Below are 14,515 nucleotides of genomic sequence, written 5' to 3'. Positions count from 1 at the left end.
CCAGGTCACAAAAAACGTGACTGGTGTGGTGGCCAGATGCTTTGTCCCGCTTCAACCATAGGCTAATTGTCGCTAAATCAGCGACATCTGGCGACCCGGCGGACAAAAGGCTGTGCAATCGAGGTTGTAGCCTTCGCGATGATTGAGCCCAAGACGTTTGATGGCTTTGGCAAACCGTTGCGCGAGCAGATCGGCGAACGGCCCTTCGCCACGCATGCGGGCGCCAAAACGGCTGTCGTAGAGCTCGCCGCCACGGCTCTGGCGGATCAGGCTCAGCACATGCGCAGCCCTTTGCGGATAGTGCGCAGCCAGCCATTCCTCGAACAGCGGCGCCACTTCCAGCGGCAGGCGCAACATCATGTACGCGGCACTTTGCGCACCGGCCGCGTGAGCCTCGGTGAGCAGGCTTTCGATTTCGCTGTCGTTGATCATCGGAATCATCGGTGAACACAGCACGCCGACCGGAATCCCCGCTTCGCGCATCACCCGAATAGCACGCAATCGCGCCTTGGGTGCCGCCGCGCGAGGTTCGAGGATGCGTTTGAGTTCGTCGTCCAGCGTAGTCAGGCTGATCATCACCGCCACCAGCCGTTGCTGCGCCAACTCGGTGAGCAGGTCAAGGTCGCGCAGAATCAGCGAGCCTTTGGTGATGATGGTCACCGGATGGCGATAACGCAGCAGCACTTCGAGGGTCTGGCGGGTGATTTTGTGTTCGCGCTCGATCGGCTGATACGGATCGGTATTGGAGCCCAGATTGATCGGCGCGCACTGATAGCCTTTTTTCCCGAGCTGTTCTTCCAGCACCTGGGCGGCGTTGGTCTTGGCGATCAGCCTGGTTTCAAAATCCAGCCCCGGCGACATGTCCCAATAGGCGTGGCTGGGCCGCGCGTAGCAATAGATGCAGCCATGCTCGCAACCGCGATAAGGATTGATCGAGCGATCAAAGGGCAGGTCCGGCGAAGTGTTGCGGGTGATGATGGTTTTCGCGGTTTCGATCATCACCTCGGTGTTTTGCGTCTCGGGCACTTCCTGATACCAGCCGTCGTCCTCGGCCACCGAACGGCTTGGCGCGAAGCGATTGTGCGGGTTAGTCGCGGTGCCCCGGCCACGCGGCGGAAGTGAAGTAGCCATCGAAAGCGCCTCTTAGACTGTATGCCCATACAGTATATGGCGATGGCGCGTTCGGCCAGTGCCATTGGGCGCCTGCCCATGATTGAGTGGTTCAGGTCATCTTGAGAAATATATCGCGGCTGGCGTGATCAGCAGCACTGTCAGTATGCTCCTGGTTCACGGAAAGTGTTCATGCCCCAATTATTAAAAGGATTTAATAAATGTCTTTCTACAACCAGCGCGGCATCTTTCTTCAATTGCTGAGGCCTTCAGTCGTAAGTCCGATGGAAGTTCGGGTGTCCATGCAGTTCGCGACAAAAGAGGAGGGCTATCATCCCGTTAATGGCGATAGAGTCGACTATCTCTTGAAGTGCATTCATCGTGAAGCCGTATCGAACGATGGCGGGGTAACCTTCACCATGGGCCCAGCCCACTGCGATCTGGATGGCGACGGCGATTTTGATCCGCAGGATAAGGCCATTCTTCTGGCATTGGCTAAAGCGTATTCAAAAATCGTTAACCCCTGATGTAAGCATTACGCTGTTCTAACTTTATAAAACGAATACTTGTCGAGCGGGTTCGCTGACTTTCGGCGAGAATCTTTGCGCCGTTTTTTTCATTCACGGTTCTTTGACAAATGCCTCACATATCATTGACTGGTCGGCAGTGAAACTATGGTCAATTATCCACATCTGCCCATGGTCGTTCGAGCATGTTCCCGCCCGGTTTTTCACCTGCTGCACTCTTATGCTTGCTGGCCGCCATTTTCGGTTGCTCGTACGCTCATGCCGAAGACACGGGGTCGACGCGTCCGGAAGAATGGGCGCAACCGGTGGAAATTCGGTACAACCTGTTTCAGATGACCCCGACGCTATACCGCAGCGCGTTGCCAGATCGAGAGGCACTGCCCCTACTGGGACGGCTCAAGGTAGCCACGGTCATTAACTTCCTGCCCGAGCCAGATTTGGGCTGGTTGTCGTCACCTGGAGTCACCCAGGTACAACTGCCGTATCGGACTAATCACGTCGATGATGCGGATGTATTGAAGGCGCTTCGAACTATCCGCGATGCAGAAAGCAAGGGACCTGTGCTGATGCACTGCAAGCATGGCTCCGATCGTACCGGTTTGATGGCGGCGATGTATCGAGTCGTGGTGCAGGGCTGGAGCAAAGAAGACGCCTTGAGCGAAATGACCCAGGGCGGTTTTGGTGAAAGCGGCCATTTCCGCGACAGCGTGCGTTATGTGATGCAGGCCGATGCCGACAAATTGCGCACCGCGCTGGCCAATGGTGATTGCAGCACCAGCGCGTTTGCGACCTGCTCGATGAAGAGCTGGCTCAAGTCGGCAAATGTTGAATAAACGCGCGCTGGGGGAGCAGTGCCACCCCATTCCCATTCACGGGTAAAGGGTGGCGGTAACTCATTGTGGCTCGTCAGGCTTCTTTTTTAATTTTGGATTCGGGAAAAACTGCACCGCCTGAACTTTCGCGTCCGCGACTTTCAGTGCTGAAGTGTTGACCCGGGTGCCCAATTCCTTGGGCACTGACAAACCTTGTTCATTGAGGGTGTCGGCGTAACCGCAGGCCACGCATTCTCGATGGGGAACGTCGTTTTCGCTCCACATCATCAACTTGTCCGGCTCGCTGCACGCCGGGCAGACTGCCCCGGCGATAAAGCGTTTTTTGGTAATCACAGGCCCTTCACTCATGCTGCCGCGTCCTCACTCAGGCCGCTGTGGCGTAACAGTGCGTCAATCGATGGCTCACGGCCACGGAAGTCGACGAACAGCACCATCGGCGCCTGCGAACCGCCGCGCGCCAGAATCGCTTCGCGGAAAGCACGGCCGGTTGCAGCGTTGAGCACGCCGTCTTCTTCGAACTTGGAAAAGGCATCTGCGGACAACACTTCAGCCCACTTGTAGCTGTAGTAACCCGCCGCGTATCCGCCGGCGAAGATGTGCGCGAAGCTGTTGGGGAAGCGGTTGTAGGCCGGTGGACGCATCACCGAGACTTCGTCACGCACCCCTTCGAGTACTTGCAGTACGCTGCGGCCGTCACCGTGAGTGGCGTGCAGTTCGAAGTCGAACAGCGAGAATTCCAGCTGACGCACCATCATCAGGCCGGACTGGAAGTTTTTCGCTGCGAGCATTTTTTCCAGCAGATCCTGGGGCAGCGGTTCGCCGCTTTCGTAGTGACCAGAGATCAGCGCGAGGCCTTCCGGTTCCCAGCACCAGTTTTCCATGAACTGGCTTGGCAGTTCGACCGCGTCCCACGCCACGCCGTTGATACCGGACACGCCGGCATGCTCAACGCGGGTCAGCAGGTGATGCAGGCCGTGGCCGAATTCGTGGAACAGCGTGGTCACTTCATCGTGGGTCAGCAGTGCAGGCTTGCCGCTGTCGGCCGGGGTGAAGTTGCACACCAGATTGGCCACCGGGCTTTGCAGCACGCCGTCTACGGTGCGACGGCGGTCGCGGGCGCCGTCCATCCATGCACCGCCACGCTTGTTGGCGCGGGCATAGAGGTCGAAGAAGAAGCGGCCGACGTGCTGACCGTTTTCCTTGATTTCGAACAGGCGTACATCCGGATGCCAGGTGTCGAAGCCTTTCTGTTCGGCGATTTCGATGCCGTACAGACGTTGCACGATGGCGAACAGACCGCCCAAGACCTTGTCGATCGGGAAGTAGGCGCGCAGGGCTTCCTGGGCGACGCTGTAGCGTTGTTCACGGAGCTTTTCACCGTAGAAACCGCTGTCCCAGCTTTGCAGGTCGGCGCAACCCTGTTCGGCGGCGTAAGCGCGCAGCTGTTGCAGATCCTGCGCGGCGAACGGTTTGCTGCGCTTGGCCAGATCGCGCAGGAAGCTCAGCACCTGATCGCTGGACTCGGCCATTTTGGTCGCCAGGCTCAGCTCGGAGAAGCTGGTGAAGCCCAAGAGTTTGGCCAGTTCCTGACGCAGGTCGAGGATCTCTTCCATCACCGGGCCATTGTCGTTCTGGCCGGCGTTCGGGCCTTGGTCCGAGGCGCGGGTGCAGTAGGCGGCGTAGACTTCTTCGCGCAGCGCACGGTCTTGCGCGTAGGTCATCACCGCGTAGTAGCTCGGGAATTCCAGGGTGATCAGCCAGCCATCGAGGCCTTTGGCCTGTGCAGCAGCGGCCATTTGCGCCTTGGCCGAATCGGTCAGGCCGGCAAGGGCGGCTTCGTCGCTGACGTGCTTGGTCCACGCCTGAGTGGCGTCGAGCAGCTGATTGGAGAAGCGACTGCCCAGTTCGGACAGCTTGCTCTGCACTTCGGCGTAGCGTTTCTGCTCGGCTTCCGGCAGATCGATACCCGACAGACGGAAGTCACGCAGAGCGTGTTCCAGAATAGTCTTTTGCGCCACGTCGAAACCGCCGGCTTCGGGGCTGTTGGCCAGCGCTTCAAACGCCTGGAACAGTTCGCGGTTCTGGCCCATCTCGGTGGAGTAGGCGCTCAGAGCGGGCAGGCACGACTCGTAGGCTTCACGCAATTCGGCGCTGTTGCACACGGCGTTGAGGTGGCTGACGGGGCTCCAGGCGGCGCTGAGGCGATCATTGAGTTCGTCCATCGCCAATACCAGGCCGGCCCAGGTCGGGTTCTGCACCTGAGTCTTGAGAATTTCGGCGATGGCGGCGCGGTTGTCGGCCAGGATCGTTTCGATGGCGGGCAGGACGTGTTCGGCACGGATCGTGGAGAACGGTGGCAGGTCGTAGGACTGCAGCAGAGGGTTGTTCACGCTCACGGTTGGCACCTTGGCTGGGGAAACATGCAACCATCTTAATTACAATCGGCATTCACCGCAGCTATCGGCGACAGAGAGAGAAATTATCGTGTCCGTTCGCAAGTACCAGAATCACACCCCCAGCCTGCGCAAAGGCGCGTTTGTTGACGCCTCGGCGGTGGTGATCGGCGACGTCGAAATCGGTGAAGACAGCTCGGTCTGGCCGCTGACCGTGATCCGTGGCGACATGCACCGCATCCGCATCGGCGCGCGCACCAGCGTGCAGGACGGCTGCGTGTTGCACATCACCCACGCCGGCCCGTTCAACCCGGACGGCTTCCCGCTGCTGATCGGCGATGACGTGACCATCGCTCACAAAGTCATGCTGCACGGCTGCACAGTCGGCAGCCGCGTGTTGATCGGCATGGGCAGCATCGTCATGGACGGCGCGGTGGTCGAGGATGATGTGATCATCGGCGCTGGCAGTCTGGTGCCACCGGGCAAGTGCCTGGAAAGTGGTTTCCTTTACGTGGGCAGCCCGGTGAAACAGATTCGCCCGTTAAGCGACAAGGAAAATGCCTTCTTCACCTACAGCGCCGCCAACTACGTGAAGCTCAAGGATCTGCATCTGGCCGAAGGCTACGACCAGATCTGACCCGGCACACTCAACTCAGGATTGCACATGCATTACCAAACCGTACTGTTCGACCTCGATGGCACCCTGACCGACCCGCGTGAGGGCATCACCCGTTCCATCCAGTTCGCCCTGGCCAAACTCGGTATCGATGAGCCGGACCTGACCAAACTCGAACACTTCATCGGGCCGCCGTTGCTACAGGCCTTCATGCAGTTCTACGACTTCGACGAGGCCAAGGCGTGGGACGCGGTGAATTTCTATCGCGAGCGTTTCAAAGTCACCGGCCTCTATGAAAATCGCGTGTTCGATGGTGTTACGCCGTTGCTGGAAACCCTCAGTGGTCAAGGTCGGCAGCTGTATATCGCGACGTCCAAGCCGTGGATTTTCGCCCGTGAGATTGCCCGGCATTTCGACTTCGCCCGACACTTCAAGGTGATTTACGGAAGCGAGCTGGATGGCACGCGCACCAACAAGGTTGAGTTGATTGCGCACTTGATCAAAGAAGAGGGTTTGGACCCGGCGAACACGCTGATGATCGGCGACCGCAAGCACGACCTCATCGGCGCGCGCAGCAACGGTCTGGATGCGGCTGCGGTGGGGTATGGTTTTGGCAGCCGTGAGGAGCTGAGTGCACAAACCCCTGCTTATCATTTCGAAACGCTGGATGAGCTGCATCAGGCGTTTTTGCGGGGCTAAACAGTACGCCATCGCTGTAAAGGCTTGCCCGCGATGGCGTACTTGCAGCGCAGCTGCAAATTCTCATGGTCCTGCCAACACCTTCAGCGCCGCCTTGCGCTCTGCCACCGGCAGTGCTCCGAGTTTTTCTGCGGCCGCATAAAAAGCAGGCCAGTCCCCATGCGCCTGTCGGAACAGCGCCTCGAACGCCGGCACCCATTGGTCATACAAGCCGAATGGCAGCAGCCGGGCGTTGTTCAGCGGGGCGTTGAACCAGGCGTCATAACGTTTGTCTCCTGCCCACTGGCTGTCACGGACACTGCGGTATTGAGCGCGTAACCGTTCAAATTCCGCCGCCTTGCGCTGGCGCATTTGGTCAGGTGGCAGAGGCAGGGCGTAGAGCTGTTCGAGTCGCGACCGGGTCGCCAGTACCAGTTCGATGAATTGATCACGTTGCCGGGCTTGTGCGCCGTTATCCGGAGGCAGGCGACGCAAGGCGCGCCATTGCCTGGTGCCTTCCTGCTCCACGAATGTCGCAAAGGACTCGTTGAATTCGGTGTCGTCTTTGACATAAAGACGTTGATGGGCGAGCTCATGGAAGATCAACGTTGCCAGCCGCTCGTCGCCCCAATTCATCATGGAGCTGATGATTGGATCGTTGAACCAGCCGAGCGTCGAATAGGCCTCGACGCCGCCAATCGAAACGTCCATACCTTGCAGTCGCTGCAAGGCAGCCTCGCCGCGGGCTGCACCCTGGCTGTAGTAACCGCGATAGGCCACGCAGCCGGCAATCGGAAAGCAGTGATTTTGCGCTGCCAGGGAAAACTCCGGTGTGGCAAAGACGTTCCAGACCACAAACGGGCGACCGATGTCGGCATACAGGCGGTAACTCTGGTTGTCCGGCAGGCGCAGATGATCGCTGGCAAACGAGCGGGCCTTTTGCGACTGGGTCAGATGCGCGCGTAGCTGCTGGTCGCGCCGGGGATCGGCGATCACTTCGGACACAGGCTCCCGAGAGCGCAACAGCTGCAACTGACCACTGGCCAACTGGCCGTAATAGCTGACGCTGGTGCAACCGTTGAGCAACAAAAGCAACACACCCGGAAACAAAACCCGAAAAACGCGATCAAGTAACCCATGGCTTGGAAAAGGCCTGATCAAAATAAGAAATCCCCCCGGAGAGTCTGCTCGCAAGACTATCCCGCCTAAAGGAGCACCGCTATGCGCATGTTGATGCTGACGGGAGGCCTGCTGACATTGGCCGGTTGTGCCGGATTCGGAATGCCCGATCCTGACCCTTCGCAAGCCTGGATCGATCTCGATGCACGGCAACAAGACACGGCGCTGCAAGCGCTGGAAGTCGATCGCAAGTCCGCCGTCGACAAACGCTACTTCGAGGTACAGCCCGGCAGCCATGAACTGAAGGTGCGTTATCAGTTCCCGGTCGACCCTGCCAACATCGGTCCTGACGCCGAGCCGTTGTGGCGCGATTGCCAACTGCATGTGAAATTCAAGGATTTCAACGCCGGCGAACGTTATCAGCTGCAAGCGGGCAACATCGGCTTCAGGGCATGGGCCAAACTCTACGATCAACAGCGCAAAGTCGTAGGCCAAGGCGCACCGGCAGGCTGCCAGCGTACTTGATCGGCGCTATGCTGAATGTCTACGCCCTAGGACATTTATCATGCGCAGGTTGCTGCTATTGCTCGCCGCCAGTGTCGTCGCCGGTTGCCAAAGCCCGATGCCAGCCATCAATCCGCAGATGGCGTGGGTAGACTTCGCGACGCCGAGTCCTGGTGGCAAGTTGCTGATGGCCGAGCGCCTGGATAAGCAGCGGTTGCGCGATGGCCGCTTTTTCCAGGTCGCCCCGGGCAGCCATGAACTGCTGGTACGTTTCGACTTCGAGGTATTTGGCGGCGGCGGGAGCCTGATGACCGGGCCGGTAGAGCGCCTGTGTTACCTGACCATCAACTACGACCATTTCGAGGCTGGCCAGCGTTATCTGCTGGAGGCCCGGAATCTGGCGTTCACCCCCAGCGCCAGGTTGTATAACGCCAAGCGCGAGATCGTGGCCGAGGACCGGGAGGTCAACTGCCTGATGTAAGTCGGATCAGTTATCGTTCTTTTGGTACACGATGGCTTTGGTGCCGTTTTCGCAGGTCCCCACAACCATGGCCACGTCATGCTTCTCGGCTTCTTCCCGGGACACGATTTCAAGCGTGTAGGAAGGCACTGCATTGGCCTGGATCTTGATTTCGATCTCTTTCCTGAGTTCTTCGCAATCCTTGGGCGCCGCCATGGCCGAAGTCGCCAGTGCACCGCAGATGATCGCCAAGGCAAAACGTTTCATGTGAAGCTCCTTTTCTGGCAGCGCGCACGGTCGTGCGCTAGAGCTGCTGTCATTTATTCGACCACAGTTTGACCTGGCTGGTTTTGTTTCAGGACAAAAAGATCGCAGCCCATGGTCACTTTTACCTGGGTAAAAGCGACTGCAGGCTGCGATCATTGTCACGCCTGGGCCAATTTAGCCGACCAGGGTCGCATCCAGAGTAATCTTGGCATTCAGCACTTTGGACACTGGGCAGCCTTCTTTGGCCTTATTGCTCAATTCTTCGAACTGCTCCTGAGTGGCGCCCGGGATCTTCGCCTTCAGGATCAATTTCACCGCCGTGATCGCAAACCCCCCATCAACCTGGTCCAGGGTCACTTCGGCATTGGTATCGATGCTGTCAGCCTTGAGCCCGGCATCGCCGAGGATCATCGAAAAGGCCATGGAAAAACAACCTGCGTGGGCCGCGCCGATCAATTCTTCCGGATTGGTACCTTTACCGCCTTCGAAACGGGCCTTGAAGCCATAGGGGCTTCGCGCAGTACGCCGGTTTCGGTGGAAATCGAGCCGATGCCGGTTTTCAGGTCACCTGCCCAATGTGCGGATGCTTTCTTCACGATAGCCATGTCTGCCTCCTCAAGATCTGGCGCGAATCGTCGCGCTCTTCGTGGTTTTCGGTTGCTAGGGTTCTGAGGATAGACGCAGGTGCAAAGTTCACCCGATCTGAAAAGTCCTACCATTTTCGTAGGTTTTTTGCCTTGGCTATTGAAACTCGGGTATATGCCCTCATTGCACAAAACACGCTTATGGATTCGGCAGGTTTTCGTTCGCAAGAAAAACCTGCCTCCTCACTTGGAGAAGCAGGTTTATGAAGCAACTCTCGGACGTAAAATTTTCCACCCTCGATCTGGTGCCGGTTCGCGAAAACGGCAGCCCGGCGCAGTCTCTGCGCAACTCGCTCGATCTGGCGCAGCATGCCGAGAAGTTCGGCTACACGCGGTTCTGGGTGGCCGAACACCACAACATGGATGGCATCGCCAGCTCGGCGACATCGGTGTTACTCGGCTATCTGGCCGGTGGTACATCGACCATTCGCGTCGGCTCGGGTGGCGTCATGCTGCCCAACCACGCGCCTCTGGTGATTGCCGAACAGTTCGGCACCCTTGAAAGTTTGTATCCTGGGCGGATCGATCTGGGCTTGGGCCGTGCGCCCGGCTCCGACCAGATGACCGCGCGAGCCCTGCGCCGTGAACGCTCTGGCAGTGCCGATGATTTCCCTGAAGACGTTGCCGAACTGGCCCGCTTCCTTGGCCCGCGCACGCCGGATCAACGCGTGATCGCTATGCCGGGCACCGGCACCAACGTGCCGATCTGGTTGCTCGGCTCCAGTCTGTTCAGTGCGCAATTGGCCGGCGAGCGCGGTTTGCCCTACGCCTTCGCCTCGCATTTCGCACCGCGCTTCATGCATGAGGCGATTCGCGTCTATCGCAATCACTTCAAGCCGTCGGCGGTGCTCGACAAGCCGTATGTGATGCTCGGCGTGCCACTCGTGGCAGCGGATACCGATGAGCAAGCCGATTATCTGGCGACGTCGGTGTACCAGCGCATTCTTGCGCTGATGCGTGGGCAAAGTCTGGTGCAGCGCCCGCCAGTGAAAACCATGGAAGGCCTGTGGCTGCCGCACGAGCGTGAGGCGGTGGGCGATTTCCTCGGTCTGGCGATGGTCGGCAGCCCGCAGAAGATCCGCGCGAAACTTGAAGTGCTGATCGAGCAAACCCAGGCCGATGAGCTGATTTTCACCAGTGATCTCTACGAACACGCCGACCGCGTGCATTCCTACGAACTGCTGGCGCAGGTGATGAAGGGCTGACACTCAGACGCCAGGCGTAAAAAAGCCGACGCCATTGCGTCGGCTTTGAGTGCGGCGCAACCCGCTTACTTCTTGTAGACGATTTCCTTGGCGCCACCTTCGCAGGTGCCAACGACCTGGCCGCCAGCCGCAGCGCCTTTATCGACAATTTCCAGCGAGTAACCAGAAACGCCCTTGGCATCGAGCTTCGCGGCGATTTCGGCTTTGAGCTCTTCGCACGGTTTGCCAGCTGCGAATGCTGTACCGGCGAGGCTCAGCAGACCTACCGCCAAAATAAACTTCTTCATCGGATGCATTCTCTGGTCGGATAATAGGGGCACCCAAGTTTCACAGGGGTGCACTCATGTAGCGCTTTTGCCATTCCCTATGGCATTCGGCCAGCGCGCAAGTTCAGAAGACTAGCTCAAACTCAGCTGCTGGCAATCCGGAAGCCGACCTTGAGTGTTACCTGAAAATGCGCGGCCCGACCATTCTCGATATGCCCACGGGTCTCGGTCACTTCAAACCATTCCAGGTGCTTGATGGTCTTGCTTGCTTCGGCCAGTGCGTTGTTGATCGCGTCTTCGATGCTGGTGGCAGATGAGCCGACCAGTTCGACTTTTTTGTACGTATGGTGATCAGTCATGGCGTTCTCCTTGGGGTATGAAATACAGACTAGCAGTGAATTTTCGTATTACTTCTGTCGGTCAACTCGATACAGAAGTTCAGATTTACTGCACTTTCTCAAACGGCTGTAGTCCCAATCAACACACGCCACTCATCACCAATGCAGGAGAGCCACCATGGCCAACACCTCTTTACGTAAAGCCTCATTGCAAAGCATGGAAGCCGAGATCGAGAGTCTTCTGAAGTCTTTGGAAAGCCTGAAGGACGACGCCTCGGACGAGTCGCGCAAAACCCTGAAAGTCTTGAAAGCCAATGCTGAAAGCGCGCTGAAGCACTCGCGCCACCTGCTTAGCGATGCCTACGAGAGAAGTCAAAGTCAAAACCCGTGAAACCGGGATTGCCACTCGTGACTACGCTCAGGAACACCCTTGGACGACAGCCGGTGTCGCTGTCGGTGCACTGGGTTTGCTGGCCGCTTATCTGCTGTGCAAACGTGGTGACTAATCCGCTTGGCGCAGCTCGTTTTTAAGCCACTGCGCCAACTGCCTGGCGCGCCCGTCTGCGGCGCGCTTGGGTAACCACAACGCCAGTTGCGCCGTCGTTTCAGTGAAACCCCATGGTGCAACCAGGCGACCCGCCTTCAAATCTTCGATCACCAGCGGTTCGGGTGCAATTGCCACGCCCAGCCCTGCTACTGCCGCCTCCAGCAAATAATACAAATGCTCAAAACCCTGTCCGTACGTCAGTGCCTTGGCGTTGAGGTCGCTTTGCTGTGCCCAGCTTGGCCATGCTTGCGGGCGGGAGGTGGTGTGCAATAACGGCTCACCGAGCAGTGCGCTGGCCGGTGCATTCTGCAAATGTGCATAACCGGCGAAGCGCGGGCTCATTACCGGGCCGATCCGTTCACTGGCCAGGCCATACACCTGCATGTCCGCCGGCCAGGGCGGCTCGGCGAATACCAACAAGGCATCCAGCCCCGGACGTCGAGGATCGAGATCGCCTTCACCCGCTGAAAGGTGCAAGCGCAAGTCCGGCAGGTCGGCATTCAATCGGCCCAAGCGCGGAATAAACCAGCGCGCCAGCAGACTTCCGGAGCAACCGAGTACGAACGGCGCATCGGCGGTGCTTTGCGTCAGCTCGGCACAAACATTGCGCAAGCGGTCGAAGGCTTCGCCGCTGGCATCGCGTAAACGCACGCCGGCATCTGTGAGTTTCAAGCCGCGCCCATCCTTGACGAACAGACTTACACCCAGGTGTTCTTCCAGCACCTTGAGCTGACGACTGACCGCGCCATGGGTGACGTGCAGCTGTTCGGCGGCCTGACTGACGCTGTTCAGCCGGGCGGTGGCTTCGAATGCGCGCAAGGCGTTCAAGGGAGGAAGGTCATGGCTCATGATATCTGTGAGTTTTCCTGACAGGTTGCAGCGATCTTATCGGTTTTCAGCATAGAAGGTCAGGGGTAGAGTGGGCGTCATTGTCTTTCGACCCGAATTCACCTGGAGCGACCCATGACCCAGACTTCGAACACCTCTGATCTGCGTAACGGCCCTGACGCCAACGGCCTGTTCGGCTCGTTCGGTGGCCGCTACGTGGCTGAAACCCTGATGCCGCTGATCCTTGATCTGGCCCGCGAATATGAAACGGCCAAAGAAGATCCTGCATTCAAAGAAGAATTGGCCTACTTCCAGCGCGACTACGTCGGACGTCCGAGCCCGCTGTATTTCGCTGAACGCCTGACCGAGTTCTGCGGCGGCGCGAAGATCTACCTCAAGCGCGAAGAGCTGAACCACACCGGCGCGCACAAAATCAACAACTGCATTGGCCAGATCCTGCTGGCACGGCGCATGGGCAAGAAACGCATCATCGCCGAAACCGGCGCCGGCATGCACGGCGTGGCCACCGCCACCGTCGCTGCACGTTTCGGTCTGGATTGCGTGATCTACATGGGCACCACTGACATCGAACGTCAGCAGGCCAACGTGTTCCGCATGAAATTGCTCGGCGCTGAAGTGATTCCAGTCGTCGCCGGCACCGGCACCCTGAAAGACGCGATGAACGAAGCGCTGCGTGACTGGGTGACCAACGTCGACAGCACTTTCTACCTGATCGGCACCGTGGCCGGCCCGCATCCGTACCCAGCGATGGTGCGCGACTTCCAGGCTGTGATCGGCAAGGAAACCCGCGATCAGTTGCAAGCCCAGGAAGGTCGTCTGCCGGACAGCCTGGTGGCGTGCATCGGTGGCGGCTCCAACGCCATGGGCCTGTTTCACCCGTTCCTCGACGACAAGAGCGTCGAGATCATCGGTGTTGAAGCGGCTGGTTACGGCATCGAAACCGGCAAGCACGCCGCGAGCCTCAACGGCGGCGTTCCGGGCGTGTTGCACGGTAACCGTACTTTCCTGCTGCAGGACGACGATGGCCAGATCATCGACGCGCACTCGATTTCCGCCGGCCTCGACTACCCGGGAATCGGCCCGGAACACGCCTGGTTGCATGACATTGGCCGCGTTCAATACACCTCGGTGACCGACGACGAAGCCCTTGATGCGTTCCACAAATGCTGCCGCCTGGAAGGGATCATTCCCGCACTGGAAAGCGCCCACGCCCTGGCTGAAGTGTTCAAACGCGCACCGTCGCTGCCGAAGGATCACCTGATGGTGGTCAACCTGTCCGGCCGTGGCGACAAAGACATGCAGACCGTCATGCATCACATGGAACAGTCTAAGCAGGAGAAACACTGATGAGCCGCCTGCAAACCCGTTTTGCCGAACTCAAAGAACAAAACCGCGCCGCACTGGTGACCTTCGTCACGGCCGGTGATCCGGACTACGACACCTCGCTGGCAATCCTCAAAGGCTTGCCGGGTGCTGGCGCCGACGTGATCGAATTGGGCATGCCATTCACCGATCCAATGGCCGATGGCCCAGCGATTCAGTTGGCCAATATCCGTTCACTGGGCGCCAAGCAGAACCTGGTGAAAACCCTGCAGATGGTTCGCGAATTCCGTGAAGGCAACAGCGACACGCCGCTGGTGCTGATGGGTTACTACAACCCGATCCACATGTATGGCGTGCCGCGCTTTATTGCCGACGCGAAAGAGGCCGGCGTTGATGGCTTGATCGTCGTCGACATGCCGCCAGAGCACAACGAAGAACTGTGCGACCCGGCGCAGGCTGCCGGCCTGGACTTCATCCGTCTGACCACGCCGACCACCGACGATGCGCGCCTGCCGAAGGTGCTCAATGGCAGCTCCGGTTTCGTTTACTACGTGTCGGTAGCCGGTGTGACCGGTGCAGGCGCGGCCACCCTGGAACACGTGGAAGAGGCCGTCGCTCGCCTGCGCCGCCATACCGACCTGCCAATCAGCATTGGTTTCGGCATCCGCACGCCAGAGCAGGCGGCGGCGATCGCGCGTCTTGCGGACGGTGTAGTGGTGGGTTCGGCACTGATCGATCACATTGCCAATGCCTCCACTCCTGACCAGGCGATCGACGGCGTACTGAGCCTTTGCGCAGCCTTGTCCGAAGGCGTGCGCAAGGCTCGAGTCTGACGC

The 14,515-nt window shown here is 58.8% G+C and carries 17 protein-coding genes and 2 pseudogenes; 10 read left to right on the top strand and 9 right to left on the bottom strand.

Features of this window, described 5'->3' with window-relative positions; all coding sequences use genetic code 11:
• Nucleotides 1-72 precede the first annotated feature (72 nt).
• On the bottom strand, nucleotides 73-1,131 hold the full coding sequence (locus tag JFT80_RS05530; protein ID WP_201147194.1) for a PA0069 family radical SAM protein: 1,059 nt from the start codon (nucleotides 1,129-1,131) through the stop codon (nucleotides 73-75).
• Nucleotides 1,132-1,331: 200 nt separating this feature from the next.
• Here JFT80_RS05530 and JFT80_RS05525 point away from each other — a divergent pair, with 200 nt between their 5' ends.
• Both JFT80_RS05525 and JFT80_RS05520 read left to right on the top strand, forming a co-directional pair.
• A complete protein-coding gene (locus tag JFT80_RS05525; RefSeq protein ID WP_122840860.1) occupies nucleotides 1,332-1,637 on the top strand; it encodes a hypothetical protein in 306 nt (101 codons plus the stop codon).
• Nucleotides 1,638-1,822: 185 nt separating this feature from the next.
• Nucleotides 1,823-2,470 carry a tyrosine-protein phosphatase gene (locus JFT80_RS05520; RefSeq protein WP_201147193.1) on the top strand — a complete coding sequence of 216 codons (648 nt, stop codon included), beginning with the start codon at nucleotides 1,823-1,825 and terminating at the stop codon, nucleotides 2,468-2,470.
• Nucleotides 2,471-2,530: 60 nt separating this feature from the next.
• Here JFT80_RS05520 and JFT80_RS05515 read toward each other — a convergent pair whose 3' ends face one another.
• A complete protein-coding gene (locus tag JFT80_RS05515; protein ID WP_201147192.1) occupies nucleotides 2,531-2,818 on the bottom strand; it encodes a YheV family putative zinc ribbon protein in 288 nt (95 codons plus the stop codon).
• Nucleotides 2,815-4,866 carry an oligopeptidase A gene (gene prlC / locus JFT80_RS05510; RefSeq protein ID WP_201147191.1) on the bottom strand — a complete coding sequence of 684 codons (2,052 nt, stop codon included), beginning with the start codon at nucleotides 4,864-4,866 and terminating at the stop codon, nucleotides 2,815-2,817. The genes JFT80_RS05515 and prlC overlap by 4 nt, the downstream gene beginning before the upstream one ends.
• Nucleotides 4,867-4,954: 88 nt before the next feature.
• Between prlC and JFT80_RS05505 the strand changes: the two genes are divergently transcribed.
• Both JFT80_RS05505 and JFT80_RS05500 read left to right on the top strand, forming a co-directional pair.
• Nucleotides 4,955-5,500: a gamma carbonic anhydrase family protein gene (locus JFT80_RS05505; RefSeq protein ID WP_201147190.1), complete on the top strand. Its 546-nt coding sequence runs from the start codon at nucleotides 4,955-4,957 to the stop codon at nucleotides 5,498-5,500.
• A 27-nt stretch (nucleotides 5,501-5,527) separates the two neighbouring features.
• Nucleotides 5,528-6,178 (top strand): HAD family hydrolase, encoded by a 651-nt coding sequence (locus tag JFT80_RS05500; protein ID WP_201147189.1) that lies wholly within the window; start codon nucleotides 5,528-5,530, stop codon nucleotides 6,176-6,178.
• Nucleotides 6,179-6,241: 63 nt separating this feature from the next.
• On the opposite strand, the gene JFT80_RS05495 is transcribed toward JFT80_RS05500, so the two are convergent.
• The gene (locus JFT80_RS05495; protein WP_201147188.1) at nucleotides 6,242-7,318 is read right to left on the bottom strand and encodes an aminopeptidase; all 1,077 of its coding nucleotides are present in this window, start codon (nucleotides 7,316-7,318) and stop codon (nucleotides 6,242-6,244) included.
• A gap of 60 nt (nucleotides 7,319-7,378) precedes the next feature.
• Here JFT80_RS05495 and JFT80_RS05490 point away from each other — a divergent pair, with 60 nt between their 5' ends.
• Both JFT80_RS05490 and JFT80_RS05485 read left to right on the top strand, forming a co-directional pair.
• Complete coding sequence (locus JFT80_RS05490) at nucleotides 7,379-7,801, top strand: hypothetical protein (protein ID WP_201147187.1); 423 nt, start codon at nucleotides 7,379-7,381, stop codon at nucleotides 7,799-7,801.
• Between the two features lie 40 nt (nucleotides 7,802-7,841).
• The gene (locus tag JFT80_RS05485) at nucleotides 7,842-8,261 is read left to right on the top strand and encodes a hypothetical protein (RefSeq protein WP_201147186.1); all 420 of its coding nucleotides are present in this window, start codon (nucleotides 7,842-7,844) and stop codon (nucleotides 8,259-8,261) included.
• Nucleotides 8,262-8,267: 6 nt separating this feature from the next.
• Here the strand turns inward: JFT80_RS05485 and JFT80_RS05480 are convergent, their stop codons facing one another.
• Both JFT80_RS05480 and JFT80_RS05475 read right to left on the bottom strand, forming a co-directional pair.
• A complete protein-coding gene (locus tag JFT80_RS05480; RefSeq protein ID WP_045059084.1) occupies nucleotides 8,268-8,507 on the bottom strand; it encodes a DUF1161 domain-containing protein in 240 nt (79 codons plus the stop codon).
• Nucleotides 8,508-8,681: 174 nt separating this feature from the next.
• Nucleotides 8,682-9,112 (bottom strand): annotated as a pseudogene (locus JFT80_RS05475) (OsmC family protein).
• 242 nt (nucleotides 9,113-9,354) lie between these two features.
• Here JFT80_RS05475 and JFT80_RS05470 point away from each other — a divergent pair.
• The gene (locus JFT80_RS05470; protein ID WP_201147185.1) at nucleotides 9,355-10,356 is read left to right on the top strand and encodes an LLM class flavin-dependent oxidoreductase; all 1,002 of its coding nucleotides are present in this window, start codon (nucleotides 9,355-9,357) and stop codon (nucleotides 10,354-10,356) included.
• Between the two features lie 65 nt (nucleotides 10,357-10,421).
• Here the strand turns inward: JFT80_RS05470 and JFT80_RS05465 are convergent, their stop codons facing one another.
• Both JFT80_RS05465 and JFT80_RS05460 read right to left on the bottom strand, forming a co-directional pair.
• Nucleotides 10,422-10,643, bottom strand: a complete 222-nt coding sequence (locus tag JFT80_RS05465; RefSeq protein ID WP_045059081.1) for a DUF1161 domain-containing protein — start codon at nucleotides 10,641-10,643, stop codon at nucleotides 10,422-10,424.
• A gap of 122 nt (nucleotides 10,644-10,765) precedes the next feature.
• Complete coding sequence (locus JFT80_RS05460) at nucleotides 10,766-10,981, bottom strand: dodecin (RefSeq protein WP_045059080.1); 216 nt, start codon at nucleotides 10,979-10,981, stop codon at nucleotides 10,766-10,768.
• 157 nt (nucleotides 10,982-11,138) lie between these two features.
• Between JFT80_RS05460 and JFT80_RS05455 the strand changes: the two are divergent.
• Nucleotides 11,139-11,466: pseudogene (locus JFT80_RS05455) on the top strand (YqjD family protein).
• Here the strand turns inward: JFT80_RS05455 and JFT80_RS05450 are convergent.
• Nucleotides 11,463-12,356: a LysR family transcriptional regulator gene (locus tag JFT80_RS05450; RefSeq protein WP_201147184.1), complete on the bottom strand. Its 894-nt coding sequence runs from the start codon at nucleotides 12,354-12,356 to the stop codon at nucleotides 11,463-11,465. The pseudogene JFT80_RS05455 and the gene JFT80_RS05450 sit on opposite strands and share 4 nt — an antisense overlap.
• A 114-nt stretch (nucleotides 12,357-12,470) precedes the next feature.
• Between JFT80_RS05450 and trpB the strand changes: the two genes are divergently transcribed.
• Nucleotides 12,471-13,703, top strand: coding sequence for a tryptophan synthase subunit beta (gene trpB, locus JFT80_RS05445; protein WP_201147183.1), 1,233 nt, complete (start codon nucleotides 12,471-12,473; stop codon nucleotides 13,701-13,703).
• A complete protein-coding gene (gene trpA, locus JFT80_RS05440; protein WP_201147182.1) occupies nucleotides 13,703-14,512 on the top strand; it encodes a tryptophan synthase subunit alpha in 810 nt (269 codons plus the stop codon). Before trpB ends, trpA begins: the two co-directional genes overlap by 1 nt.
• Nucleotides 14,513-14,515 lie beyond the last annotated feature (3 nt).

The sequence above is a fragment of the Pseudomonas sp. TH10 genome (assembly GCF_016651255.1).
Classification (GTDB): domain Bacteria; phylum Pseudomonadota; class Gammaproteobacteria; order Pseudomonadales; family Pseudomonadaceae; genus Aquipseudomonas.
This window is presented reverse-complemented; position numbering and strand designations above follow the sequence as displayed.

Excerpts from the sequence above, each read along its gene's own strand:
- JFT80_RS05500 (WP_201147189.1), top strand. The coding sequence starts at position 5,528 with ATGCATTACCAAACCGTACTGTTCGACCTCGATGGCACCCTGACCGAC.
- JFT80_RS05465 (WP_045059081.1), bottom strand. The coding sequence starts at position 10,643 with ATGAAGAAGTTTATTTTGGCGGTAGGTCTGCTGAGCCTCGCCGGTACA.
- JFT80_RS05515 (WP_201147192.1), bottom strand. The coding sequence starts at position 2,818 with ATGAGTGAAGGGCCTGTGATTACCAAAAAACGCTTTATCGCCGGGGCA.
- JFT80_RS05525 (WP_122840860.1), top strand. The coding sequence starts at position 1,332 with ATGTCTTTCTACAACCAGCGCGGCATCTTTCTTCAATTGCTGAGGCCT.
- trpA (WP_201147182.1), top strand. The coding sequence starts at position 13,703 with ATGAGCCGCCTGCAAACCCGTTTTGCCGAACTCAAAGAACAAAACCGC.
- JFT80_RS05530 (WP_201147194.1), bottom strand. The coding sequence starts at position 1,131 with ATGGCTACTTCACTTCCGCCGCGTGGCCGGGGCACCGCGACTAACCCG.
- JFT80_RS05460 (WP_045059080.1), bottom strand. The coding sequence starts at position 10,981 with ATGACTGATCACCATACGTACAAAAAAGTCGAACTGGTCGGCTCATCT.
- JFT80_RS05480 (WP_045059084.1), bottom strand. The coding sequence starts at position 8,507 with ATGAAACGTTTTGCCTTGGCGATCATCTGCGGTGCACTGGCGACTTCG.
- JFT80_RS05490 (WP_201147187.1), top strand. The coding sequence starts at position 7,379 with ATGCGCATGTTGATGCTGACGGGAGGCCTGCTGACATTGGCCGGTTGT.
- JFT80_RS05520 (WP_201147193.1), top strand. The coding sequence starts at position 1,823 with ATGTTCCCGCCCGGTTTTTCACCTGCTGCACTCTTATGCTTGCTGGCC.
- JFT80_RS05450 (WP_201147184.1), bottom strand. The coding sequence starts at position 12,356 with ATGAGCCATGACCTTCCTCCCTTGAACGCCTTGCGCGCATTCGAAGCC.
- JFT80_RS05470 (WP_201147185.1), top strand. The coding sequence starts at position 9,355 with ATGAAGCAACTCTCGGACGTAAAATTTTCCACCCTCGATCTGGTGCCG.
- trpB (WP_201147183.1), top strand. The coding sequence starts at position 12,471 with ATGACCCAGACTTCGAACACCTCTGATCTGCGTAACGGCCCTGACGCC.
- JFT80_RS05485 (WP_201147186.1), top strand. The coding sequence starts at position 7,842 with ATGCGCAGGTTGCTGCTATTGCTCGCCGCCAGTGTCGTCGCCGGTTGC.